Source organism: Pseudomonas sp. zfem005, from assembly GCF_032621735.1.
GTDB classification, from domain to species: Bacteria; Pseudomonadota; Gammaproteobacteria; order Pseudomonadales; family Pseudomonadaceae; genus Metapseudomonas; species Metapseudomonas solani.
In genome coordinates this window covers 19,053-42,759 of record NZ_JAVYJE010000007.1, presented here as the reverse complement: position 1 = coordinate 42,759, position 23,707 = coordinate 19,053, and the positions used below count along the sequence as shown (strand labels likewise).

General features: G+C 67.4%; 19 protein-coding genes and 1 tRNA gene. 10 read left to right on the top strand and 10 right to left on the bottom strand.

The genetic code is table 11. The annotated features are described in order from the left end of the window. Positions 1-118 precede the first annotated feature (118 nt). Together RTW82_RS16240 and RTW82_RS16235 are read left to right on the top strand one after the other, a co-directional pair. Positions 119-799 (top strand): Fe2+-dependent dioxygenase, encoded by a 681-nt coding sequence (locus RTW82_RS16240; protein ID WP_184488101.1) that lies wholly within the window; start codon positions 119-121, stop codon positions 797-799. A gap of 2 nt (positions 800-801) precedes the next feature. Next, positions 802-1,623, top strand: coding sequence for a tetratricopeptide repeat protein (locus RTW82_RS16235; protein WP_316925720.1), 822 nt, complete (start codon positions 802-804; stop codon positions 1,621-1,623). Positions 1,624-1,648: 25 nt separating this feature from the next. Here the strand turns inward: RTW82_RS16235 and RTW82_RS16230 are convergent, their stop codons facing one another. The 7 genes from RTW82_RS16230 to RTW82_RS16200 all read right to left on the bottom strand — a co-directional run bounded on the left by RTW82_RS16230 (position 1,649) and on the right by RTW82_RS16200 (position 9,913). After that, positions 1,649-1,984, bottom strand: a complete 336-nt coding sequence (locus RTW82_RS16230) for a DUF3325 domain-containing protein (protein WP_043243126.1) — start codon at positions 1,982-1,984, stop codon at positions 1,649-1,651. Position 1,985: 1 nt separating this feature from the next. Beyond that, entirely contained in the window at positions 1,986-3,551 is a 1,566-nt protein-coding gene (locus RTW82_RS16225) for a PepSY-associated TM helix domain-containing protein (protein WP_316925719.1), read from the bottom strand. Next, positions 3,548-3,832 (bottom strand): hypothetical protein, encoded by a 285-nt coding sequence (locus RTW82_RS16220; protein WP_021221467.1) that lies wholly within the window; start codon positions 3,830-3,832, stop codon positions 3,548-3,550. Before RTW82_RS16220 ends, RTW82_RS16225 begins: the two co-directional genes overlap by 4 nt. A gap of 10 nt (positions 3,833-3,842) precedes the next feature. Further along, positions 3,843-5,366, bottom strand: a complete 1,524-nt coding sequence (locus RTW82_RS16215; RefSeq protein WP_316925718.1) for a class I SAM-dependent methyltransferase — start codon at positions 5,364-5,366, stop codon at positions 3,843-3,845. A gap of 83 nt (positions 5,367-5,449) precedes the next feature. After that, positions 5,450-7,705, bottom strand: coding sequence for a TonB-dependent siderophore receptor (locus tag RTW82_RS16210; protein ID WP_043243131.1), 2,256 nt, complete (start codon positions 7,703-7,705; stop codon positions 5,450-5,452). Between the two features lie 163 nt (positions 7,706-7,868). Next, a complete protein-coding gene (locus RTW82_RS16205) occupies positions 7,869-9,203 on the bottom strand; it encodes a histidine kinase sensor domain-containing protein (RefSeq protein WP_316925717.1) in 1,335 nt (444 codons plus the stop codon). Beyond that, complete coding sequence (locus tag RTW82_RS16200) at positions 9,203-9,913, bottom strand: response regulator transcription factor (protein ID WP_021221471.1); 711 nt, start codon at positions 9,911-9,913, stop codon at positions 9,203-9,205. Before RTW82_RS16200 ends, RTW82_RS16205 begins: the two co-directional genes overlap by 1 nt. 141 nt (positions 9,914-10,054) lie before the next feature. Here RTW82_RS16200 and RTW82_RS16195 point away from each other — a divergent pair, with 141 nt between their 5' ends. The 4 genes from RTW82_RS16195 to RTW82_RS16180 all read left to right on the top strand — a co-directional run bounded on the left by RTW82_RS16195 (position 10,055) and on the right by RTW82_RS16180 (position 14,737). Next, positions 10,055-12,814, top strand: a complete 2,760-nt coding sequence (locus RTW82_RS16195; RefSeq protein ID WP_316925716.1) for a response regulator — start codon at positions 10,055-10,057, stop codon at positions 12,812-12,814. Positions 12,815-12,879: 65 nt separating this feature from the next. Continuing rightward, entirely contained in the window at positions 12,880-13,863 is a 984-nt protein-coding gene (locus tag RTW82_RS16190) for a 2-hydroxyacid dehydrogenase (RefSeq protein WP_316925715.1), read from the top strand. Positions 13,864-13,898: 35 nt separating this feature from the next. Then, complete coding sequence (locus tag RTW82_RS16185) at positions 13,899-14,336, top strand: hypothetical protein (RefSeq protein ID WP_021221474.1); 438 nt, start codon at positions 13,899-13,901, stop codon at positions 14,334-14,336. After that, positions 14,333-14,737, top strand: a complete 405-nt coding sequence (locus RTW82_RS16180; protein ID WP_021221475.1) for an META domain-containing protein — start codon at positions 14,333-14,335, stop codon at positions 14,735-14,737. Before RTW82_RS16185 ends, RTW82_RS16180 begins: the two co-directional genes overlap by 4 nt. 3 nt (positions 14,738-14,740) lie before the next feature. Here the strand turns inward: RTW82_RS16180 and dinB are convergent, their stop codons facing one another. Beyond that, positions 14,741-15,796 (bottom strand): DNA polymerase IV, encoded by a 1,056-nt coding sequence (gene dinB, locus RTW82_RS16175; protein ID WP_031288475.1) that lies wholly within the window; start codon positions 15,794-15,796, stop codon positions 14,741-14,743. 109 nt (positions 15,797-15,905) lie between these two features. Further along, positions 15,906-16,391, bottom strand: a complete 486-nt coding sequence (locus RTW82_RS16170) for a hypothetical protein (protein ID WP_316925714.1) — start codon at positions 16,389-16,391, stop codon at positions 15,906-15,908. A 432-nt stretch (positions 16,392-16,823) separates the two neighbouring features. On the opposite strand from RTW82_RS16170, the gene RTW82_RS16165 reads away from it, so the two are divergent. The 4 genes from RTW82_RS16165 (at position 16,824) to RTW82_RS16150 (ending at position 21,668) form a co-directional block, all read left to right on the top strand. Continuing rightward, a tRNA-Met gene (locus tag RTW82_RS16165) sits at positions 16,824-16,900 on the top strand. A gap of 171 nt (positions 16,901-17,071) precedes the next feature. Further along, the gene (gene mprF / locus RTW82_RS16160) at positions 17,072-19,720 is read left to right on the top strand and encodes a bifunctional lysylphosphatidylglycerol flippase/synthetase MprF (RefSeq protein ID WP_316925713.1); all 2,649 of its coding nucleotides are present in this window, start codon (positions 17,072-17,074) and stop codon (positions 19,718-19,720) included. 7 nt (positions 19,721-19,727) lie between these two features. Further along, entirely contained in the window at positions 19,728-20,990 is a 1,263-nt protein-coding gene (locus tag RTW82_RS16155; RefSeq protein ID WP_316925712.1) for a virulence factor family protein, read from the top strand. Positions 20,991-21,125: 135 nt separating this feature from the next. Next, entirely contained in the window at positions 21,126-21,668 is a 543-nt protein-coding gene (locus tag RTW82_RS16150; protein WP_184487702.1) for a cytochrome b, read from the top strand. Positions 21,669-21,734: 66 nt separating this feature from the next. Here RTW82_RS16150 and RTW82_RS16145 read toward each other — a convergent pair whose 3' ends face one another. Beyond that, positions 21,735-23,639 carry a potassium transporter Kup gene (locus tag RTW82_RS16145; RefSeq protein ID WP_316925711.1) on the bottom strand — a complete coding sequence of 635 codons (1,905 nt, stop codon included), beginning with the start codon at positions 23,637-23,639 and terminating at the stop codon, positions 21,735-21,737. Positions 23,640-23,707 lie beyond the last annotated feature (68 nt).

The window sequence follows — 23,707 nt, the reverse complement described above, 5'->3', positions numbered from 1 at the left end:
TTTTACAATATTTACACTTGTCATGACGGGTCGTCGGCAGCCCTCGCGAATCCGCTTGTAAGTATCAAATGAAAATCACTACTATCCGCGCCATTTTCCCATCCGGAGGCCGATGACCATGCTCCTGCGCATACCCGGCGTATTCACCCCCGACGAGGCCGCCCGCATCCGCGAGGCGCTGGAACAGGCTGATTGGATGGACGGCCGCATCACCGCCGGGCATCAGTCGGCGAGGGCCAAGCACAACGAGCAACTGGTGGAAGGCCACCCCCTGGCGAAGGAAATCAGCGCCGCGATGCTGCAACGCCTGTGGAGCCACCCGCTGTTCGTCTCCGCCGTGCTGCCGCTGAAGGTCTACCCGCCGCTGTTCAACCGCTATTCGGGTGGTGGCACCTTCGACTACCACATCGACAACGCCATCCGCCGCATCCAGGGCAGCCCGGAGCAGGTGCGCACCGACGTCTCAGCGACGCTGTTCTTCAGCGAGCCGGACAGCTACGACGGCGGCGAACTGGTGATCCAGGACACCTACGGCACCCAACGGGTGAAGTTCGCCGCCGGCGACCTGGTCATCTACCCATCCCACAGCCTGCACAAGGTCGAGCCGGTGACCCGTGGCGCGCGCATCGCCTCGTTCTTCTGGACCCAGAGCATGGTCCGCGACGACGGCCAGCGCACCCTGCTCTACGAGATGGACCAGGCCATCCAGAGCCTGACCCGCGACGTACCGGACCACCCCGCACTGGTGCAGCTGACCGGTAACTACCACAACCTGCTGCGCCGCTGGGCGGAGCTCTGAGCATGGCCTTCGTCCTGCGCCGCCAGGAGACCCTGGACGCCCAGGCCCTGCGCGAGCGCCTGGCCGGCGAACCCCGTGACGTCGCCCGCAGCCTGCTCGCCGCCGCCCGCCAGGGGGCGCCGGAAGCCCAGGCGCTGCTGGGGCAGATCCTCCTCGACGGCCAGGGCATAGAGCGCGACCCGGCATTGGCGCGCACCTGGTTCGGCATCGCCGCCGAACAAGGCCACGCCATGGCGCGCAACATGCTCGGCCGCTGCCTGGAGCACGGCTGGGGGGGTGACCAGGACCTGCCCGGCGCCGCCCGCCACTACCGCCTGGCGATGCAGCAAGGCCTCGATTGGGCCGCCTACAACTACGCCGGGCTGCTGGCCACCGGGCGTGGCGTCGAGCGTGACCAGGCCGCCGCCTTCGCCCTCTACCTGCAGGCAGCCGAAGCCGGGCACGCCAAGTCGATGAACCTGGTGGGGCGCTACTTCGAAGAAGGCATCAGCGTGCCGGTGGACGCCCAGCAGGCGCGCGACTGGTACCGCCGCTCGGCGCTGGCGGGTGATTTCCGCGGTCAGTTCAGCCATGCCGCGGTACTGGCCGAAGCCGGTGAGCTGAACGAAGCCCTGCATTGGCTGCGCGAAGCCCTGGTCGGCGGCAACCTCAATTTCCTTCGGGTCGCTCGCACCAGCCTGGCCAACGCGCGACAGGCCGAGCTGCGCGAGCTGGCCCTGGCCTATCACCAGCGCGCGGCGGAGCTGGGTGACGAACATGACGGGCAGGCACTGCGGGATTACCAGGCACCGAGCACGGCCGTTGCAACGCCCCTCCCGGGCTGAAGCCCTGGCTACTACCCGGTAACGTTCAGGTCAGCAACCAGGCCAGCGCCAGCAGCGGAGCGCTGGCCAGGGGCAGCCAGACCGCCAGGCGTGGCCGGTACGGCAGCAGCAGCACCAGTCCGAACCCTGCCACGGACAGCATCCCGAACCAGCCCACCGGGCCCATCGCCCAACCCCAGGCGGCAACGCTGGCGACCAAGCTCAAGCCCAGCGCCAGCCAACCGCCAACGCGCAGGCCGCGACGCAGCAGGGGGGCAGGCAACCGCTGCCAGACCTGCTTGAAGTGCCGCTCCATGCCCATGCACAGCGCCAGCATCCCGCCGTAGGCCAGCCAGAGGCCGGCGAAGAGAACAGTCGCCATCTCAGTTCACCTGCGCCAGCTTGTGTGCCGCCCGCGTTGCCACCGGTTGCCCGGCTTTCCTGTGCACCTTCAGCGCGGTCCAGGCCAGCAGCAGGCCGCAGCCACAAGCGGTGAGTTCCAGCAACAGCCGAGTCTGCTCGACCCAGGGCGTCTCTAGGGTCATGGCGCTGGCCAGGGGCAGGCCCAGGCAGAGCAGCGCGGCCAACCCCAGTTGCTCACGCCAGGCCGCCAGGCTCGGACGCAGCCAGGCATGCCCCAGGCTCAGGGTCCAGATGGCGAAGAACACCCGGGTTTCCCAGTGACCGCGCTGGGCCAGCTCCACCGGCAGCAGACGGTTGGCCCAGAACAGCCCGATGCAGGCCAGGGTCAGGCCCGCCACCACGGCCACGTTCACCGGCTCGGCCACCCGGTAGAACGCAGCCGCCAGCGCGCCCTCGGCATCGGGGCGGCGACTGCGCTTGACGGTGAACAGCACCAGCCCGGTGGCGATCATCGCGCTGCTCACCAGGCCACAGACGAAGTACAGCCAGCGCATCGGGTAACCGCCGAACTGGGCGAAATGCAGCCCTGCCATCACCCGCTGGGTGAGCGGCGCCGGCCGGCTCTCGCTGGGCATGCGCAGCACCTTGCCGCTTACCCCGTCGAACAGCATGCTCTGGCCCTTGGTCAACTCGATGCGGTTGCCCAGCACCGGTCGCGCCTCGATGCGCGCATCCGCCCGCCCCGGGTTGCGGATGGACAGACCGGCGACCGGCCCGAGCACCCGGGTCGCCTCCTCCAGCAATGGGCCGAGGTCGGCCAGCTCGGCGCGCGCGACAACCTCGTGCCCTGTCCCGTCGCCCTGCCCTTGCGGCCCGCGCCCCTGGTGCTGCTCGCCACCCTGTGGCCCGCGCCCGAAGGCCGCCTCGCGGTTGCCGTCGAACAGCGCATCCAGCGCTGCAGGCATGTAGATCAGGTAGAAGATCACCAGCCCCGTGTAGGTGATCATCAGGTGGAAGGGCAGCACCAGTACACCCGCCGCGTTGTGCGCATCCAGCCAGGAGCGCTGCCCCTTGCCCGGACGGAAGGTGAAGAACTCCTTGAAGAATTTCTTGTGGATGACGATCCCGCTCACCAGTAGCGCCAGCATCGCCATCGCCGCCAGGCCCACCAGCCAGATGCCGATGTCGCGCGGCAGGTCGAGGGTGAAGTGGAAGCGAAAGAAGAACAGCCCACCCGCCGTATCCCGGGCCTCGATGGGCTCGCCGCTGCGCGGGTGGAGCTGGAGGCCGCCGCCACGGCGCTGCTCGCCGACGGCCACGCCGAGGCCCGGCGCACGCTCGGTGGGCAGGGCGATGTTCCAGACCTCGGCCTGCGGGTGATGCGCGGCGAACCAGGCCAGGGCGGTACGCGCCGCATCCACCTGGCTCACCTCGACCGCCGGTATCTCCGGGCGCAGCCAGGTATCGATCTCCTTGTCGAACACGGCCAGGGTGCCGGTGAGGAAGATGGCGAACAGCAGCCAACCGAAGACCAGGCCGCTCCAGGTGTGCAGCCAGGACATGGAGTGGGTCAGGGTGCGTTTCATCCCAGGCGCTCCAGCAGTTGCGGCCAGAAGCCGATGCCCGCCAGGGGCAGCGCCAGCGCGGCGCCGGCCCAGGCCCGCCAGGCATCACGGGCGGCGAAGGCCCAGAGAATGGCCAGGGTGTACAGGGCGAAGCTCGGCAGGGTGGCGACCACCATGGCGTCCATCGGGTGCAGCGGCAGCAGGCGGCCCAGGGCGGCGGTCAGCGCATAGGTGAAGGCGTAGCCACCCACCAGCGCGGCCAGCACGCGGGAGGTGACGGGCAACCAGGTGGGCAGGGTCATGGTGCGTTCCTCATCGTTGGTTCTCCGGCGGGCGGGCATCTCCGGCCACCACGCCCAGTTGCAGCCAGGCTGGCAGCGTGCGGGCTTCAAAGCGCTGCCAATGCCCGGCGGCGTCTTCCACCTGCCAGCCGTGGCGGCGCAACAGCGCCAGGGCGGTTTCCCGCAACAGGCTGCCGCGCAGCTGCGGGTGCTCCAGCAGCACCCGGGCGCAGGCCATTTCCAGGGGGCTGGCCGCTACGGGGGCACCCAGGCTGGGCGCCGCCAGGTGGCCATAGCCCTCGCCAAGCAGTGCACCCTCGGCCAGCAAACGGTTGAGGCCCTGACAGCGCTCGGCGGCCACCGCGCCGGTCAACATGGGGTGGGCGTGGCCGGCCCAGGCGAGCATCTGCAAGGCACGGTTGAGGCCGGACAGCTGGCTGGCCAGGGCCGGGCGACTTGCCAGTTCGGTGAAGCGCTGCGGCCCTTCGGCTAGGGCCTGGAGCAGCGGCGAGAACAGCGTCGCCTCGCCCTCCACCGGGCCGATACGGGTATCGAAGCGCAGCGCGCCCTGATCCGGCGCATCGGGCATGCCGGCCCAGCAGCCATCCAGCAGCGCCTGGCGGTGTTCGTCCGCGCTCAGTGCGCGCGGGGCACGCACATAGAGGTCGCGGCGTAGCGACTGGTTGCAGGCCATGTCCCGTGCCGACTCCCGCTGCGCCACATCGTCGAGCTCGGCCAGCAGCGGCAGGCAATGGCCGGGCACGGCGAGTTCGTCGATGTTTTCCAGTGGCGTGGCGCTGCCGACGAAGGTGCAGCCAACGGCCGCGAGGGATTCGATCACCTCGGCCGAATGCAGGGGCGCCCAGTGCTCACACAGCAGTTCGTGGGCGAGGAAGGCCAGGTCCTGCCCGCGGCCGGACGCCAGGCGCCGCGCCACGTCGGGGTGCTCGATGAAGTACCCGGCGCCCGCCACCTGCCAGCGTTGCAGGGCGTCGAGGGCGATGCGCAGGCGCTGTACCGGGTCACCCTCGGCGCGCTGCGCGGCCTGCCAGATGAAGCGCTGGGCGCTGACGAAAGCCGACAGCCCGGGGTGGCTCATGTAGGCGAGGTAGAGCACGCCACCCGGTTTAAGGCGGCGCTCGACGAAACGCAGGATGGCCGCGCGGCTGGCCGGCGACACCCAGGAGAACACCCCATGCAGGGCGATGAAATCGAAGGCCTCACCACCCTCCTCGTCCGCCAGCTCGACGAAGCCAGCCTGGCAGAAGACCAGGTTGTCGAGCCCCGCGGCCAGCGCCAGGCGTTGCCCGTGGTCGATGTGACGGGCGTTGAAATCCACCGCCAGGAAGCGCCCGGCGGGGTTGGCCGCCGCCAGCAGCAGGCTGTTCAGGCCCTGGCCGCAACCCAGCTCGCAGTAGCTGAAACACGCTCCCGGTTCGGGCACACGCTGGCCCAGGGCGGTGAGCACTGCCGCCAGCCAGGTGGGAGACAGCTCCGGGTGCACCTGGTGCGGGTAGGGGAAGTCGGCCAGGTAGCCGTCATTCCATAACTTCATGTTCGAGCCCTGATGAAAAAACTCCGCCAGGCAAGGCCTGGCAGAGCCGAACGCCCACCACGGGGGTGGGCAAGGAGCGCGGTTCAGAACGAGGCGGTGACCGATGCGAAATAAGCGCGGCCTGGTTCGTTGTAGGTGTTGGCACCGGCGTCAGCGGCGTTGCCCTCACGGTAGATGCGCTTGTCGAAGAGGTTGTTGATACCCACCCGCACGCTGTAGTTCTCGCTGAACTCGTAGCCGGCGCTGACGCCCATCAGGCCGTAGGGGTCGACGTCCTTCTGCGCGGCGGTGGCATAGGCCTGGTTGGTGCGCTGGTTGAGCGCGGGGGCCTCCTGCTTGCCGTAGTAGGTGCCGTTGAGCTGCAGGGACAGCTGCTCGGTGGCGTACCAGTCCAGGGTGCTGTTGAGGGTGTACTCGGGGATGATGCTCAGCGGCTCGCCGGTGTCGCGATCCTCGGACTCGATCATGTAGGTGAAGTTGGTGTTCCAGTCCAGGCTCGGAGTCAGGGCGATGAAGAAGTTGCCCTCGACGCCCTCGACCACCGCCTTGCCGGCGTTCTCCCACTCCTGCACCCGGCGGCCGTTGCTCAGGCGGTAGAGGAAGTCGTTGCTGCCGATGATCTTGTTCTTGTAGTCGTTGCGGAAGTAGGTCGCGCTGGCGCGCCACTGGCCCATGTCCAGGGCGAGGCCGATTTCCTTGTTGATGCTGGTTTCCGGCTTCAGGTCCGGGTTGCCCACCAGGTAGCAGCCACCGGTGTTGGTCTGGCCGGCGTTGCAGCCGTTACCCATGCTGTAGAGCAGGTAGTTGGGGTTGGACTGGTAGAGGTTGGGCGTCTTGTAGGCCCGTGCGATACCGCCCTTGAGGGTCAGCACGTCGGTCAGCTTGTGGGAGGCGTTGAGGCTGGGGCTCCAGTTGCCGCCGAACTCCTCGTGCTCGTCGTAGCGCAGCCCCGGGGTGACGATGGTGCGGCTGCCCACTTCGATGTTGTCCTCGGCGAACAGCGCGAAGCTGCGGGCGTCGGTCTTGGTGTTGCCCCGGGCGAAGCCCGCCAGGGCCGGCAGGCCCGAGCTGCCGGGGTCGAAGCTCTGGGTGCGCAGGGAGCCCGGGTCGTTGAGGGTCTCGTAGAGGTACTCGCCGCCCAGGGTCAGCACCTGCTCGAAACCAAGGCTCAAGGGCAGGTTCACCTCGCCGCTGGCGCGGGTGTTGCGCAGCCGGGAGGTGAAGGCGCCAGCGCCATCGGAAGGGGCGCCTTCGGAGCTGCCGGCCAGGCCTTCGTTGAGGCGCCAGTTGCGGGTGTAGTCGTAGGCCAGGCTGGCCTCGGAGGTGCCCCACTCGAAGTCACCGCGGTGGGTCAGCGCGTAGGCGCTGCGCTGCATCACGTTGGTCTCGGAGCCCACCAGGCTGCTGACGAAGGCCGCGCCATTGTTGAGCATGGTGTCGCCGGCGAAGATGTTGCCCTGGCGGCTGTAGCTGGCCTCCAGGTCAAGAGTCTGTTCCGGGTTCAACTGCCAGCTGAGCAGGCCGTTGATGTCCTTGTTGCGCACCCCTTCGCGGCCGGCCACCAGGGAGGTGGGGTCGCTCTGGTGGCTGGCGTTGATGTCGGCGTCGTCGGCGTCGGTCTTGCTGGCACCGCCGTAGAGGCGGAAGGCCAGGGAATCGGTCAGCGGGCCGCTGAGGTTGAAGTTGGTGCGGCGGCCGGCCCCCTCGGCATCGTCCTCGGGGAGGATGGTGTAGACGGTCATGGAGCCGCGCAGCTCTTCGGTCGGGCGCTTGGTGATGATGTTCACCACGCCCCCCATGGCCCCGGAGCCGTAGCGAGCCGCCGCCGGGCCCCGGAGGATCTCGATGCGTTCCACCTCTTCGGCCGGCACCCAGTTGGTTTCGCCACGGGTGTCGCGGTCGCCGTTCCAGCCGTAGCGCACGGCGTTGCGCGAGGTCGAAGGCTTGCCATCGATGAGGATCAGGGTATTTTCCGGGCCCATGCCGCGCAGGTCGATCTGGCGGTTGTTGCCACGGTTGCCGCTGGTGCTGTTACCGGTGAGGTTGACCCCCGGCTCGCGGCGGATGATATCGGACAGGTCGTTGGCCGGCGGGCGCTTCTTGATGTCCTCGGCGGTGATGATCGACACGCCCGGTGCCTGCTTCAGCTCTTCCTCGGCGGTACCCAGCACGTGGGTTTCGCCGAGCTCCAGGGCCTGGCCGTGTTCCACCGGCTGGTCGCTGGTCGCCACAGCCTGCTCATCGCTATCCAGTTCAACGGTGTCGGCCAGCGCCGGCATCGGGGCCGAAGCGGCCAGCACGGCCAGGGTCAGGTGGTTGAGCTTGAATCGGGGTTGCATGTCGAGCACTCCTGTTGCAAGGGCGAGCGCAGGACAGCAGGCGGGACGAACGGCTCGTGGCGGGTGGGCCATGGAGCCTGGAACCATTCGGCATGCCACGCAGTCCGCGCGGGTCGGCGCAAATGGTATTTATTCCTATTTGAGAGTAAAGCTCATTTACAATCTATACAGTTGCCAACCGCAGGTTCAGGCGCAGCCCTTCGCCAGTATTCTCCGCCCATAGGTCGCCGCCTTGGGAGCGCATGGCGCCCCGCGCGATGGCTAGGCCGAGGCCGAATCCCTCGCCGCCCGGGCGCGCCGCGCAGAGTCGCGTGAAGGGGCGGAAGATGGTTTCCAGCTGGCCGTCGCCGACGCCGCCGCCCTGGTCCTCCAGCCACAGCTCCCAGTAACCGTCCTGCAGTTGCCCACCGAGGCGGATCACCCCGCCCGGCGGTGAATGGCGGATGGCGTTGCGCAGGATGTTCTCCAACGCCTGGGCGAAACCATTGAGATTGCCCAGCACCCGGCACTCCGGCCCCAGGTCGCACACCAGCTGCCGGGCCGGCCAGCCGCTCTCGTAGCAGGCGTTCTCGCAGATCACACCCCACAGCGAGCGCACCTCGATCTCCTCCAGGGGCAGCTGTGGGCGCTCGGTGTCCAGCCAGACCAGTTCCAGGGTGTCGTCCACCAGTTGCTGCATGCACTGCACCTCGCGCTCCAGGCGTTGGCGCAGGCCTTCCACGTCCAGCTCGCTCTCCCCCGCCACGCGCAGGCGGCTGAGGGGGGTGCGCAGTTCGTGGGACAGGTCGCGCAGCAGCTGGCGCTGGAAGGACACGGTGTTCTCCAGGCGCCCGGCCATGTGATCGAAGGCGCGGGCCAGCTCGCCCAGCTCGTCGCGACGGCGGCTGACGCTGGGCGCCACGCGGGTGGACAACTGGTCGCCACGCAGCGCGTTGGCCTGTTCGCGCAGATGGCGCAACGGCGAGATCAGCAGGCGGTAGAGCAGCAGGCACAGCAGCAGCGCCAGCAAACCGGGAACCACCTTCTGCGCAAGGAAGAACAGCACCGGTCGCGGCCCCCAGGGGCTGAAGCGCTCGGGCAGCAGCATCACCAGCTGCGCACGCCCCTCGTCGAAGGGGATGCTCAGGGTGCGCGGCTCAGCCGACTGGCGCCCCATCGGCCACTCCAGACGACGCATGAAACTCAGGCGCTGGCGCTGGTCATCGGTGATGGCGCGGCTGCCGAGAGGGAACAGGTGCGAATCGAGCAGCAACGCCCAGCTGCCTTCGCGCTGCTCCAGGCTTGCCTGGAAGGCGTCGACACCCGCGGCACCGCCCTGCTTCCAGGCCAGCTCGGCCTCCTGTGCATAGCCCCGCAGCACCTTGCGGGCATCATCGGAGAGGAAGGAGGTGCGCTGGCCGATCATCTGGCCGAACGACAGCGTCAGGGCGATCATCACCAGGCAGAAGCCGACGAGGATGATCGCCAGCTTCCAGAACAGCGAATGGCGGCCAGGCATCAGCTTTTCCCGTTGGTCAGCACATAGCCCTTGCCCCAGACGGTCTCGAGCCGCCAATCGGCATAGTCGAGCCGCGCCAGCTTGCGGCGGATGTGGCTGACGTGCATGTCCAGGCTGCGGTCGTGCTGCGAATAGGCGCGATGCAGCACATGCTGATAGAGGAAGGCCTTGCTCAGCGCCTCTTCCATGTGCCGCGAGAAGGTCACCAACAGGCGGAATTCGGTAGGCGTCAGATCAGCCCACTGGCCTTTGTAGACCACGTCCGAGCGCGCTTCGTCGAACTTCAGCTCAAGCTCTTCGCTGGGCTGCTCGGGTTCGCGGCGCTCATAGGCCACGCGACGCAGCACCGCATCCACCCGCACCTGCATCTCCACCATGCTGAAGGGCTTGGGCAGGTAGTCGTCGGCGCCCTGGCTGAAACCGGCGATGCGATCCTGCTCGGCGCCCAGCGCCGACATCAGGATCACCGGCACGCCACGGCGACGGCGCAGCTCGGCGAGCACTTCCAGGCCACTGCGGCCGGGCAGCAGGATGTCCATGAGGATCAGGTCGAAATCCTCGGCGCAGGCCAGGCCCAGTCCCTCGTCGCCGTTCTGCCGCAAGGTCACGTCAAAGCCGCGACGGCCGAGATGATCACAGAGGTGAGCAGCCAGTACGGGATCGTCCTCGATGGCGAGGATGCGGGCGCTCTGAGGGGTACTGCCGTTCATGGGAACCACCAGCAAATGCGAATAATTAGCTAATAGAATCGCATTTTGGCAAATTGCAAGCGGGATTCCCATCTATAAGCGAGAGGATTCCGACCGCCCGAGTCGCTACACTCCCGGCATTCACCTTCGCAAGGAATGAGCGTGTACAAGGATCTAGGCATCAAGGGCCGCGTTCTGCTGCTCACCCTCCTGCCCACCAGCCTGCTGGCCATGGTGCTGGGTGGCTACTTCATCTGGGCGCAGCTTTCCGACATGCAGGCGCAACTGCTGCAACGCGGGCAGATGATCGCCGAACAGCTCGCACCGCTGGCCGCCCCCGCCCTGGTGCGGGGTGATGCGGTGCTGCTGGAGCGCATCGCCGACCACGCGCTGGATCAACCCGATGTGCGTGCGGTGAGCTTCCTCAGCCTCGAGCGCGCGCGCCTCGCCCACGCTGGCCCGAGCATGCTCAACAGCAGCCCGGACAACGACGGCAGCCACCTCAGCCTCACCAGCAACACCGACGCCACGCGCTTCATGCAGCCGGTGTTCGAGCGCCACCGGGTGCTTTCCGGCGACACTGCGAAACTCGGCAACGACCAGTTGCTGGGCTGGGTGGAGCTGGAGATGTCCCACCACGGCACCCTGCTCAAGGGCTATCGCAGCCTGTTCGCCAGCCTGCTGCTGATCACCGCCGGCCTCGCCGTCACGGCCCTGCTCGCCCTGCGCATGAGCCACCAGATCAACGAACCGCTGCGGCGCATCAAGCAAGGCGTGGCGCTGCTTAAGGAAGGCCGCCTGGAAACCCGCCTGCCGCAACTGGGCAACCACGAGATGGACGAGCTGGCCGGCGGCATCAATCGCATGGCCGAGGCCCTGCAAAGCGCCCAGGAAGAACTGCAGCACAACATCGACCAGGCCACCGAAGACGTCCGCCAGAACCTGGAAACCATCGAGATCCAGAACATCGAGCTGGACCTGGCGCGCAAGGAGGCCCTGGAGGCGAGCCGGATCAAGTCCGAGTTCCTCGCCAACATGAGCCACGAGATCCGCACCCCGCTCAACGGCATCCTCGGCTTCACCAACCTGCTGCAGAAGAGCGAGCTGTCGCCGCGCCAGCAGGACTACCTGTCGACCATCGAGAAATCCGCCGACAACCTGCTGGGCATCATCAACGAGATCCTCGACTTCTCGAAGATCGAGGCCGGCAAGCTGGTGCTGGAGAACATCCCCTTCAACCTGCGCGACCTGATCCAGGACACCCTGACCATCCTCGCCCCCGCCGCCCACGAGAAGCGCCTGGAGCTGGTCAGCCTGGTCTACCGCGACACCCCGCTGCAGCTGGTGGGCGACCCGCTGCGCCTCAAACAGGTGCTGACCAACCTGGTGAGCAACGCCATCAAATTCACCCGCGAAGGCACCATCGCCGTGCGTGCCATGCTCGAGGACGACAGCGATGCCGACCTGGTGCAGCTGCGCATCAGCGTGCAGGACACCGGCATCGGCCTCTCCGACGAAGACCTGCGCGCGCTGTTCCAGGCCTTCAGCCAGGCCGACAACTCGCTGTCGCGCCAGGCGGGCGGCACCGGGCTGGGGCTGGTCATCTCCAAGCGCCTGATCGAGCAGATGGGCGGCGAGATCGGCGTGGCCAGCACCCCGAGCGAAGGCTCGGAGTTCTGGATCAGCGTCAGCCTGCCCAAGGCCCGCGATGACGCCGACGACCTGCCCAAGGCCCTGCTGGCCGGACGTTACGCCGCCGTGTTCGAACCCCAGGAGCTGGCCCGCCAGGCCCTGCACCACCAACTGGAGGATTGCGGCCTGGAGGTGCAGGACCATCCCAGCCTTGATGCCCTGCTGGAGGCGGTGGAAACCCAGCGCAATGGCCCCCGGGCCGTGGCCTTCGCCGTCATGGGCGTTACCGCCCGCGAACTGCCGCCCGATCGCCTCAGCCAGTACATCTGGGACCTGGAGCAGCTGGGCTGCAAGAGCCTGGTGCTCTGCCCCACCACCGAACAGGCGCTCTATCACCAGGTGCTGCCCGACTCGCACAACCAGCTGCAAGCCAAGCCGGCCTGCACGCGCAAGCTGCACCGCGCCCTCACCGGCCTGGTCAGCCCGCGCCAGCAACCCCGCCTGGAAGCGCCGCAGCCACAGAGCACCCGCGCGCCGAAGATCCTCTGTGTGGACGACAACCCGGCCAACCTGCTGCTGGTAGAAACCCTGCTCGGCGACATGGGCGCACTGGTGACGGCGGTGGACAGCGGTTATGCCGCCGTCGAGGCCGCGCAACAGCACAACTTCGACCTGGTTCTCATGGACGTGCAGATGCCCGGCATGGACGGGCGCCAAGCCACCGAGGAAATCCGCCGCCTGGAAGCCGGCAGCGAATTGAGCCCGGTGCCCATCGTCGCCCTCACCGCCCACGCCCTGGCCAACGAGAAACGCGCCCTGCTGCAAGGCGGCATGGACGACTACCTGACCAAGCCCATCGGCGAGCGCCAGCTGGCCCAGGTGGTGCTCAAGTGGACCGGCCTGAGTCTGCACAGCCCCAGCCCCGACCGCAGCACCGAACACCCGGCCAACGACGACGAGCCCAGCGTGCTGGACCCGGAAGAAGGCCTGCGCCTGGCAGCCGGCAAGGCCGATCTCGCCGCCGACATGCTGGCGATGCTGCTGGCCTCCCTGGCCGCCGACCGCCAGGCCATCCGCCAGGCGCTGGACAGCGACGACCACGCCACGCTGCTGGAGCGCGTGCACCGCCTGCATGGCGCTACCCGTTACTGCGGCGTACCGCAATTGCGCGCGGCCTGCCAGCGCAGCGAAACCCTGCTGAAGAAAAACGACCCGGCCTATCGCCAGGCCCTGGACGACCTGGACGTGGCCATCGTCCGCCTGGCCGGTGAAACCCGGGTCAATGCCTGAACCGACCTGATGCAAGGCGCATGTTGCCTGGCCACCCTGGCGGCCGGGCAACGCAAGGAGAGCCGATGCGTACCATCCTTTTCAGCAGCCAGAACTACGACCGCGACAGCTTCCTCGGCGTCGCCGCCGGTATCGAACTGCACTTCCAGCCGGCCCGGCTGACCCTCGACACCACGGCCCTGGCCAACGGCTTCGACGTGGTCTGCGCCTTTATCAACGACGATCTATCCGCGCCGGTGCTGGAGCACCTGGTGGCCGGTGGCACGCGCCTGATCGCCCTGCGCTCGGCCGGCTACAACCATGTCGACCTCAAGGCCGCCCGCGAGCTCGGCCTCACCGTGGTGCGGGTGCCGGCCTACTCGCCCCACGCCGTCGCCGAGCATGCGGTGGCGCTGATCCTCGCCCTCAACCGACGCCTGCACCGCGCCTACAACCGCACCCGCGAAGGCGACTTCAGCCTGCACGGCCTAACCGGCTTCGACCTGGTGAACAAGCGCGTGGGCGTGGTCGGCACCGGGCAGATCGGCGAAACCTTCGCCCGCATCATGGCCGGCTTCGGCTGCCAGCTGCTGGCCTACGACCCCTTCCCCAACCCGGCGGTGGAAGCCCTGGGCGCGCGCTACCTGCCCCTGGATGAGCTGCTTGCCGAGAGCGACATCATCAGCCTGCACTGCCCGCTCAACGACGCCACCCGCTACCTGATCAACGCCGCCAGCCTGCAGCAGATGAAACCCGGCGCGATGCTGATCAACACCGGACGCGGCGCCCTGGTGGAGACCCCGGCGTTGATCGAGGCGCTGAAAAGCGGCCAGCTCGGCTACCTGGGCCTGGATGTGTATGAAGAGGAAGCGAACCTGTTCTTCGAGGACCGTTCCGACCTGCCGCTGCAGGATGATGTGCTGGCGCGGTTGCTGACCTTTCCCAACGTCATCGTCACCGCGCACCAGGCCTTCCTCACCCGCGAGGCGCTGGCGGCCATCGCCCGCACCACCCTCGACAACATCGCCGCCTGGGCCGCCGGGCGGCCGTGCAACCAGGTCGACACCTAGGCCGTGTTAGGATGCGCGGCGCTTCTGGAGGACCTATGGCCGAACACGATTTCCGTTACAACCTGCTCAACCCCGCTCACACCCTCAGCGAATGCCGCGCGCTCGCGCCGGGCCGCTATCAGGTCACCGGCACCGGTGGCTCGATCCAGAACGGCGACACCCTGGTCGTCACCCTCAAGGGCAGCCGTGACCTGGCCATGCGCCTGGAAGTGGAGAAGGTCCGCCACCTGATCAACCCGCCCGGCCAATGGCTGGCCGTGGCCAAGGGCCCGGTCTTCAAGGAGCTGTCCATCCTCAACTGGCACGTCGACTGCGACGCCTGCGCCAAGCGCCTGGACTTCGAGTTCGCCGTCGACTCCAGCCTGGGCAAGGCCGCGCAGGCCCCCGCCGCCGAAGCGCGCATCACCGAGCTGGGCTGGGTGAACAGGGACGGCAAGCACCTCTGCCCGCAATGCCGCAAGGAGACCCCATGAACCACAATGCGCTGATCCTCGGCCTCGCCGCCGCGACCCTGGCGGGCTGCGCCAGCGATGGCCCGAGCATCGAGACCGAACGCACCTACCAGGTGGAGTGGATCGGCGAACGCCCGCTGATCGACAACAGCCACCTGACCATCACCCTGGGCCGCGACGGCCGTGCCTATGGCAACGGCGGCTGCAACCACTGGTTTGCCTCCTACGAGCTGAAGGACGACAGGATCAGCTTCGGCCCGGTCGGCAGCACCCGCAAGATGTGTGCACCGGCGCTGATGGAGCAGGAACAGCGCTTCCTCGACGCCCTGCCGGGCGTGCAGCGCTGGGACTTCTCGGCGATCGAACAGCTGCGCTTGTGGCCCGCCGAAGGCAAGCCGCTGCGCCTGTGGCCGGAACGCTGAATTTCAGAAGAGATTGAGTTGCTCGGCGACGCCTTGCAGGTCCTGCAGGCGCACGCCGACGCCGATCAGCCGCACCGGCTTATCGCCCCGGGCGAAGGCCGCCCCCAGCAGCAACTTGTAGCTGTCCAGGTCACGCCCCGCGCCCGCCTGCTCCAGGGTGGTCTGGGAGAAGTCGTGGAACTTCAGCTTCACGAACGGCTTGCCCGGTTTGTAGCTGGAATCCAGCCGCTGCAGGCGCCGCTGCAACTCCTCGTAGAGCTCCGGCAGGCGCTCCAGGCACGCGCCCAGGTCGGGCAGGTCCTGATCGAAGGTGTTCTCCACGCTCAATGACTGGCGGCGACTGTCCACCTGCACCGCGCGCTCATCGACGCCCCGCGCCAGCCCATACAGGCGCTCGCCGAAACTGCCGAACTCGCGAGCCAGGGCCACGCGGCTCCACTCGCGCAGGTCCACGCAGTTGATGACGCCGAGGCGGCCGAGCTTGTCCGCCGTGACCTTGCCCACCCCATGCAGCTTGCTCACCGGCAGCTCGGCGACGAAGTCATCCACCTGGTCGGGCGTGATCACGAACAACCCATTGGGCTTGCGCCAGTCGCTGGCGATCTTGGCCAGGAACTTGTTCGGCGCTACCCCGGCCGAGACGGTGATGCGCAGCTCCTGCCAGACCCGCTTGCGGATCTCCTGGGCGATGCGTGTGGCGCTGCCACTGAAGTGTGGGCTCTCGGAAACGTCGAGGTAAGCCTCATCGAGGGACAACGGCTCGATGATCTCGGTGAAATCACGAAGGATGGCGTGGATCTCCCGCGAAGCCTCACGGTAGGCGTCGAAGCGCGGGCGCACGATCAGCAAGTCCGGGCACAGCTTCAGAGCGTGATGCGACGACATGGCCGAACGCACGCCATAGGCGCGCGCCTCGTAGTTGCAGGTAGCGATCACCCCGCGCCGATCCGCCGAGCCGCCGACCGCCAGGGGCCGGCCAGCCAGCGACGGGTCGTCACGCATCTCGATGGCTGCATAGAAGCAGTCGCAATCTATATGGATGATCTTCCTTTGACTCATGAACGCCTGATACCGATGGAGCGAAGGAAGCACGCTCGGGCGGGCGAATGCCGCCGGGGGCCTCCGCGAACGGGAGGCGACGAATTCTAGCTGATTTGTCCGGCGGGTTTCAGGGGGCGGACAGCCAGGACTTCAGGGCTCGAGCGTGGTGCTCACACCAGAGTTCCGGGCGGGGGTCGGGCGTGCGCCAGGTCCTCATATAGAGGTCATGGGCGGCGTCCACCTCATCGATAGGAGGCAGGCGCGCCGGGTCGGTCCACAACAGCAGGCGAGCGAAGGCGGCAGCGAGCACGTCGTCATGCTCCAGCGCGGCGCGCACCCGCTCATCCACCGGCGGCACCTGGCGGGCATCGCACACCGCCACGGCCAGGTCGCGGGTCACCGGGCAACGCAGAACAAAGTGGACCATCTCGTCGGGCGAACCCGACTGCCAATAACTGTGGGGCCCGCCTTCGGCCAGGGAACGCTTGTCCAGGCCGCTCTCCTGCAAGGCAATAGCGAGCAGCATCACCTGCGCCTCGGGGCTATTCATCTCATCGGGCAGCAGGGACAGGGCCGGCTCGAGGACGAGGCGGCGAAGGAAATCGAGGGTCATGGGAACTCCACAACTAAGCGCCCGATGAAGCAGGGCGGCAGGTATAAGGCCGGCGCGCCGAAGGGTGCGCCCCGAAAGCCGGGGCAGTATCGCCAGCACCCTGCCCGCTACAACGCCCTCGAACCGGAATCAGCCTGAGCCTACCGGTGGCTGGAAGTTTCCTACAGGCACCGCCCGGTACTCTCGACCGGCGACCAGGAAAGGGAATTCCTGTCGCCCTCGGGGCTGGTTCCCCGTTCCGGCCCCGAGGTTTCCCCCAACTGCTCTCCTTTACCTGTAATCCCCCTGTAAAAGCCCTGTAAAACTGCACGCCACTAAGGCTGCACGGGTACCTGACCGCGCGGTCCACGCTAAGCATCTGAAGAAAAAACATTTTTTTCTGAGTCAGGCGTTGACAGGGTGAATTAAATCGCTAGAATGCCGACCCACAGACGCGGGATGGAGCAGTCTGGTAGCTCGTCGGGCTCATAACCCGAAGGTCGTTGGTTCAAATCCAGCTCCCGCAACCAAATACGGAAAGGCCACTCGAAAGAGTGGCCTTTTTCGTTTGGGCGTCTTTTCTTAGGCTATAGCCGCTCCTCCCTCGGTCAGGCCATGAGCCATGGAAAATATTGCATGACGGGGCTTGGAACTTGCCCGCGCTGCCCACATCCTGTGGCGCACATTGCATGAGGTGCTCGATGCGCGCCAACTCCACCGCTGAAAACCCGCTCCCCGAAGATCCCACCCTGCAGGACGAACCTGCGCAACTGCGCTGGCTCGACCGCATAAGCGCCTACCGACAGCCCATCGGGCTGGCCTTTACCCTTCTGCTGTTCACCATCGGCCTGGTCGCCTGCTGGCACCTGCTGCGCGAGCTCGACCCCGATGCGCTGCGTACGGCGGTGCGGGACGTTCCCGGCACCAGCCTGCTGATGGCCATCGGCGCCACCGCGATCGGCTTCGTCGCGCTGATGGGCTACGAGTGGTCCGGCTGCCGCTTCGCCGGGGTCAAGCTGCCCTTCCCGCGCATGGCCCTGGGCAGCTTCTGCGCCACCGGCATCGGCAACGCCATCGGCCTGTCGGTGATCACCGGCGGCTCGGTGCGCTACCGCCTGTATAGCCGCGACAACGTCGGCACTGGGGATATCGCCCGCATCACCCTGTTCGCCAGCCTGGCCCTGGGCAGCGCCCTGCCGCCCCTGGCCGCCGTGGCCGCGCTGAGCGACCTGCCGGCCGCCGCCCAGGCCCTGCGCATTTCCACCACCCTGGTGGCGATCATCGCCAGCGCGGTGATCGCGGCCACCGTCATCGCCGTGCTCTGGCTGTCGCGCCTGCGCGAGCCGGTGGCACCGACCCCGGGCTGCGTGAACATCCGCATCGGCCATCGCACCCTGCGCCTGCCGGGCCTGCAGCTGTCGGCGTTGCAGTTGTTGATCACCCTGATCGATGTCTGCGCTGCCGCCGCCGTGCTCTATGTACTGCTGCCGGAAGCACCGCCCCTGGGTGCCTTCCTGCTGGTCTACCTGCTGGCCCTGGCCGCCGGCGTGCTCAGCCACGTGCCGGGCGGCGTCGGTGTGTTCGAGGCCGTACTGCTGGCAGCCTTTGCCGGCCAGCTCGGTGCCGCGCCCCTGGCCGCCGCGCTGCTGCTCTACCGCCTCATCTATGTGGGCCTGCCGCTGATCCTCGCCTGCCTGCTGCTGCTGGCCAACGAGGCGCAGCGCTTCCTGCCCGCCGGGCGCCAGGCGGTACGCGCCGCCTCCGGCCTGGCCGCGCCGGTGCTGTCGTTGATGGTGTTCCTCTCCGGCGTGGTGCTGCTGTTCTCCGGCGCCACCCCGGCCATCGACACCCGCCTGGAGCACCTGAGCTTCCTGATCCCCCATCGCCTGATCGACGCCTCGCACCTGGCCGCCAGCCTGGTGGGCGTACTCTGCCTGCTGCTGGCCCACGGCCTGCGCCGGCGCCTGTCGGCGGCCTGGGCGTTGACGGTGATCCTGCTACTGGCCGGTGCCGGCCTGTCGATGCTCAAGGGCTTCGATTGGGAAGAGGCCAGCCTGCTGGTGCTCACCGCCATCCTCCTGGCGATGTTCCGCAACGCCTTCTACCGCCCCAGCCGCCTGCTGGAGATGCCCTTCTCGCCGGTCAACCTGGGCGCCAGCGCCTGCGTGCTGGCGGCGTCGCTGTGGCTGATGTTCTTCGCCTACCAGGACGTGCCCTATAGCCATGAGTTGTTCTGGCAGTTCGCCGTGGACGCCGACGCCCCGCGCACCCTGCGCGCGACCCTGGGCAGCGGCCTGTTGCTGGCCGGCCTGGCACTGATCTGGCTGCTGCGACCGATCCCCCTGGTGATCCACGAGCCCACCGAGGAAGAACTGCTCAAGGCCAGCGAGATCGTCAAGGCATCCGGCCAGCCCGACGGCGGCCTGGTGCTGACCGGCGACAAGGCGCTGCTGTTCCACCCCGAGGAAGACGCCTTCCTGATGTTCGCCCGTCGCGGCCGCAGCCTGGTGGCGCTGTTCGACCCCATCGGCAAGGCCAACCACCGCGCCGAGCTGATCTGGCAGTTCCGCGACCTCTGCGACGTGCACCACGCGCGCCCGGTGTTCTACCAGGTGCGTGCGGAGAACCTGCCCTACTACATGGATATCGGCCTCAGCGCCCTGAAGCTCGGCGAAGAGGCGCGGGTCGACTTGCGCCGCTTCGACCTGGAAGCCAAGAACAAGGCCATGAAGGATCTGCGCTACACCCTCAGCCGGGGCCAGCGTGACGGCCTGTCGATGGAGATATTCGACGCCGGGCTGGCGCCCCTGGAGACGCTGCAAGCCATCTCCGAAGCCTGGATGCAGGGCAAGCAGGTGCGCGAGAAGGGCTTCTCCCTGGGCCGCTTCGACCCGGACTACCTCAAGCACTTCCGCATTGCGGTGGTTTCCTTCGAAGGCAAGGCCATGGCCTTCGCCAACCTGCTGGAGACCAGCAGCAGCGACCTGGCCAGCCTGGACCTGATGCGCGTGCACCCCGAAGCACCCAAGCTGACCATGGAATTCCTCATGCTCAACCTGCTGCTGCACTTCAAGGAGCGCGGGCATGAACGCTTCAGTCTGGGCATGGTGCCCCTGGCCGGCCTGCAGCCGCGCCGTGGTGCGCCGCTGACCCAGCGCCTGGGCGCCCTGGTGTTCCGCCGTGGCGAGCAGTTCTACAACTTCCAGGGCCTTCGCCGCTTCAAGGACAAGTTCCAGCCCGAGTGGGAGCCACGCTACATGGCAGTGCCCGCCGGCCTCGACCCGCTAGTGGCGCTGGCCGATACCGCCGCGCTTATCGCCGGCGGCTTCACCGGACTGGTCAAACGCTGAGGGAACCATGCTCAAACATAAATGGCAGCGCATCCTGCTGGTCGTCATCCTTCTCGCCATCGGCGTCGGCCTGGCGCTCTGGAGCCGCCCCGCGCCCCAGGCACGGGTCGAACAGAAGCAGCTGGCGGACGGCAGCCCCGCCACCCTGGCGACCCCACCAGCGGATGCCAAGGCGCGGGTGCTGGTGCTGGTGGATGCCGAGCAGCAACTGAAGGAAGCCGAGCTCTTGGCCCTGGCTCACGACAGCGCCGCCCGCATCGTGCAACTGGCTCTGCCGGCCAATGATTGCGACGCCCAGCAGCACCTGCTGCAGCAGGCCCGTGACCTGCTCCAGGGCGAGCCCACCCTGGTGGCGGGCATAGGCCCGGGCGCCGCCTTCGCCTGGCGTTGGCTGGCCGGTCAGGACAAGGACGAGGCACGCGCCCTGTCCATCGACTTCAGCCTGGAACACGCCGACTGCCCGACCCCGCTGCCCAAGACCGCCCCCCACGGCCACTGGAGCATCGCCTGGAACGACAACCCGGACGATCCCAGTGCCGCCTTCGCCCGGGACCAGGCCAACGCCGACACCAGCATCAGCGACTACGACACCACCCTGCCCCAGCTGCTCAACGAGCAGTTGCGCGCCCTGCTTCAAGGCGAAGGCACACCGATGCCGGTGGTCGAGGTGCCCGCCGCCAAGCCCTCCTCCACCGTCACCCTGTTCTATTCGGGCGACGGCGGCTGGCGTGACCTGGACCGCGCCGTGGCCGAGGAAATGGCCAAGCGCGACCACTCGGTGGTCGGCATCGATGCGCTGCGCTACTTCTGGCAGCACAAAAGCCCCGAACAGGGCGCCGCCGACCTCAGCCGGCTGATGAAGCAGTACCGCGAGAAATGGGGCGCCCAGCGCTTCGTACTGGCCGGCTACTCCTTCGGCGCCGATGTATTGCCGGCCTTCTACAACCGCCTGCCCAAGGCCGACCAGCAGCAGGTGGACGCCATCCTCCTGCTGGCCCTGGCGCGCAGCGGCAGCTTCGAGATCGAGGTGCAGGGCTGGCTCGGCAAGGCCGGCCAGGAAGCGCCCACCGGCCCGGAACTGATCAAGCTGCCGGCCGAGAAGGTGCTTTGCGTCTATGGCAAGGAAGAGGCCAGCGAGAGCGGCTGTACCCAGCCCGGCGCCCCAGGTGAAGTGCTGGCGCTGCCCGGCGGCCACCACTACGACGAGAACTACCCAGCGCTGGCGGAACGCCTGGTCGCCGCCATCGCCAAGCGCCAGCCTGCCCCATGACGCCACCTGCACGCCACCCGCCAGGTGGCGTGTGGCGTGTGGCGCGACGTTTGATCTGCTTCATTTTCACTTAAGCCACGGCCGCTAAACTGAGGACAAGCCCGCCGCCACGATGCGGGACAACAAGGAGCCGTGATGACCACCCAGACCTCCCGCTACGGGAAACTTTCCATCGCCCTGCACTGGCTGATGCTGCTGCTGATCGCCGCCGTCTACGCCACCATCGAGCTGAAGGGCAACTTCCCCAAAGGCAGCGAGACCCGCGAACTGCTCAAGCAATGGCACTTCATGCTGGGCCTTTCGGTATTTGCACTGGTATTCGTGCGCATCGCCGCACGCTTTCTCTCCCCCACTCCGCCGATCACCCCGAACCCGCCGGCCTGGCAGAACGCTTTGGCGAAGCTGGCGCACCTGGCGCTGTACGGCCTGATGCTGGGCCTGCCGTTCGCTGGCTGGCTGATCCTCAGCGCCGCCGGCAAGCCGATCCCCTTCTTCGGCCTGGAGCTGCCGCCGCTGATCGACAAGAACCCCGACCTCGCCGGCCAGATCAAGGAAGTGCACGAGACCGTGGCCGTCCTCGGTTACTGGCTGATCGGCCTGCACGCGGTGGCCGCGCTGTTCCACCACTTCATCAGCAAGGACGACACCGTGCGGCGCATGCTGCCCGGCCGCGACTGATCGACACCCCATGAAAAAGCCCGGGCCATGCCCGGGCTTTTTCGTTATGGCGAACCCCGTCGCCGACTAGATCTCCACCTGCGTACCGAGTTCGATCACGCGGTTGAGCGGCAGGTTGAAGTAGCGCAGGTTGCCGTTGGCGTTCTTCAGCAGGAAGGCGAACAACGCCTCGCGCCAGATCGCCATGCCGATCAGCTTGGAGGGGATCACCGTCTCGCGGCTGAGGAAGTAGGTGGTGCGCATCGGGCTGAAGTCCAGCTCGTTGAGGTGGCACAGCTTCAGCGCCTGGGGGATGTCCGGGTCTTCGATGAAGCCGAAGTGCAGCACCACGCGGAAGAAGCCCTCGCCATAGGCGTCCACCTCGAAGCGCCGCTCCGGCGCCACGCGCGGGCTGTCTTCGTTGACCACGGTGAGCAACACCACCTGCTCGTGCAGCACCTGGTTGTGCAGCAGGTTGTGCAACAACGCGTGGGGCACGGCGTCGGAACGCGCGGTGAGGAACACGGCAGTCCCCTGCACGCGGTGCGGCGGCTGCGAGCGGATGCTGGCGATGAACAACGGCAGCGGTAGCGAGCCTTCATCGAGGCGATCCACCAGCAACTGGCGGCCACGCTTCCAGGTGGTCATGAGGATGAACAGGGCGATACCGGCGATCACCGGGAAGGCACCGCCCTGGATGACCTTGGGCAGGTTGGCGGCGAAGAACAGGATATCCACCAGCAGCATCAGCAGGAAGAAGGGGATGGCCAGCCACAGCGGCCATTTCCACAGTAACCAGATCACCACGCCCATCAGCAGGGTGGTCATCAACATAGTGCCGGTCACCGCCACGCCGTAGGCCGAGGCCAGGGCGGCGGAGGATTCGAAGCCCAGCACCAGCAGCACCACGCCGACCATCAGCGCCCAGTTCACCGCCGGGATGTAGATCTGCCCCTGCTCGTGGCTGGAGGTGTGCTGGATGAACATGCGCGGCACATAACCGAGCTGGATGGCCTGGCGGGTCAGGGAGAAGGCGCCGGAGATCACCGCCTGGGAGGCGATCACGGTGGCGGCGGTGGACAGCGCCACCATCGGCAGCAACGCCCAGCCCGGGGCCGTCAGGTAGAAGGGGTTACGCGCAGCCTCGGGGTTGACCAGGATGGTCGCGCCCTGGCCGAAGTAGTTCAGCACCAGCGCCGGCAGCACCAGGGCGAACCAGGCACGGGCAATGGGCTTGCGGCCGAAGTGGCCCATGTCAGCGTACAGCGCCTCGGCGCCGGTCAGCGCCAGCACGGTGGCACCGAGGATGGCGACGCCGATGCCCGGGTGGGAGATGAAGAAGTTGATCGCCCAGATCGGGCTCATCGCCTTGAGCACTTCCGGCTCTTGCGACACGCCGTAGATGCCTAGGGCCGCGAGGGCGAGGAACCAGGCAACCATCACCGGCCCGAAGAGGATGCCGATGCGTGTGGTGCCGTGCTTCTGGATCAGGAACAGGCCAACGAGCACGATCAGCGACAGGGGTACCACCCAGTGCTCCAGCCCATCGAAGGCGATCTCCAGGCCCTCGATGGCGGAAAGCACCGAAATGGCCGGGGTGATCATGCTGTCGCCGTAGAACAGCGCGGCGCCGATCAGGCCGGCGATCACCACCATCGCCTGCAGGCGTTGACGCCCGGCAGCGGCGCGGCGGGCCAGCGCGGACAAGGCCATGACCCCGCCCTCGCCCTGGTTGTCGGCACGCAGGACGAAGATCACGTACTTGATCGACACCACCCAGATCAGCGACCAGAAGATCAGCGAGAGCACGCCGAGCACGCCGTCGTGGTTGGCCTGCACGCCATAACCGCCGATGAAGACTTCCTTCAGGGTGTACAGCGGGCTGGTACCGATATCGCCGTAGCAGACACCCACGGCGCCGACCATCAGGCCGATCGCGGAGCTGGAATGGGGCTGTTCATGCTCAACGGCGCCAGCGCTTGCATCGGACATGTAACAAGATTCCTCAGAAAAATTCCGCGCATCCTGCTCCGACCCATTCGTCGACGCAAGCGTCGGAC

Excerpts from the sequence above, each read along its gene's own strand:
- RTW82_RS16145 (WP_316925711.1), bottom strand. The coding sequence starts at position 23,639 with ATGTCCGATGCAAGCGCTGGCGCCGTTGAGCATGAACAGCCCCATTCC.
- RTW82_RS16225 (WP_316925719.1), bottom strand. The coding sequence starts at position 3,551 with ATGAAACGCACCCTGACCCACTCCATGTCCTGGCTGCACACCTGGAGC.
- RTW82_RS16240 (WP_184488101.1), top strand. The coding sequence starts at position 119 with ATGCTCCTGCGCATACCCGGCGTATTCACCCCCGACGAGGCCGCCCGC.
- RTW82_RS16150 (WP_184487702.1), top strand. The coding sequence starts at position 21,126 with ATGACCACCCAGACCTCCCGCTACGGGAAACTTTCCATCGCCCTGCAC.
- RTW82_RS16180 (WP_021221475.1), top strand. The coding sequence starts at position 14,333 with ATGAACCACAATGCGCTGATCCTCGGCCTCGCCGCCGCGACCCTGGCG.
- RTW82_RS16205 (WP_316925717.1), bottom strand. The coding sequence starts at position 9,203 with ATGCCTGGCCGCCATTCGCTGTTCTGGAAGCTGGCGATCATCCTCGTC.
- RTW82_RS16215 (WP_316925718.1), bottom strand. The coding sequence starts at position 5,366 with ATGAAGTTATGGAATGACGGCTACCTGGCCGACTTCCCCTACCCGCAC.
- RTW82_RS16185 (WP_021221474.1), top strand. The coding sequence starts at position 13,899 with ATGGCCGAACACGATTTCCGTTACAACCTGCTCAACCCCGCTCACACC.
- RTW82_RS16220 (WP_021221467.1), bottom strand. The coding sequence starts at position 3,832 with ATGACCCTGCCCACCTGGTTGCCCGTCACCTCCCGCGTGCTGGCCGCG.
- dinB (WP_031288475.1), bottom strand. The coding sequence starts at position 15,796 with ATGAGTCAAAGGAAGATCATCCATATAGATTGCGACTGCTTCTATGCA.
- RTW82_RS16235 (WP_316925720.1), top strand. The coding sequence starts at position 802 with ATGGCCTTCGTCCTGCGCCGCCAGGAGACCCTGGACGCCCAGGCCCTG.
- RTW82_RS16190 (WP_316925715.1), top strand. The coding sequence starts at position 12,880 with ATGCGTACCATCCTTTTCAGCAGCCAGAACTACGACCGCGACAGCTTC.
- RTW82_RS16155 (WP_316925712.1), top strand. The coding sequence starts at position 19,728 with ATGCTCAAACATAAATGGCAGCGCATCCTGCTGGTCGTCATCCTTCTC.
- mprF (WP_316925713.1), top strand. The coding sequence starts at position 17,072 with ATGCGCGCCAACTCCACCGCTGAAAACCCGCTCCCCGAAGATCCCACC.
- RTW82_RS16230 (WP_043243126.1), bottom strand. The coding sequence starts at position 1,984 with ATGGCGACTGTTCTCTTCGCCGGCCTCTGGCTGGCCTACGGCGGGATG.
- RTW82_RS16200 (WP_021221471.1), bottom strand. The coding sequence starts at position 9,913 with ATGAACGGCAGTACCCCTCAGAGCGCCCGCATCCTCGCCATCGAGGAC.
- RTW82_RS16210 (WP_043243131.1), bottom strand. The coding sequence starts at position 7,705 with ATGCAACCCCGATTCAAGCTCAACCACCTGACCCTGGCCGTGCTGGCC.
- RTW82_RS16170 (WP_316925714.1), bottom strand. The coding sequence starts at position 16,391 with ATGACCCTCGATTTCCTTCGCCGCCTCGTCCTCGAGCCGGCCCTGTCC.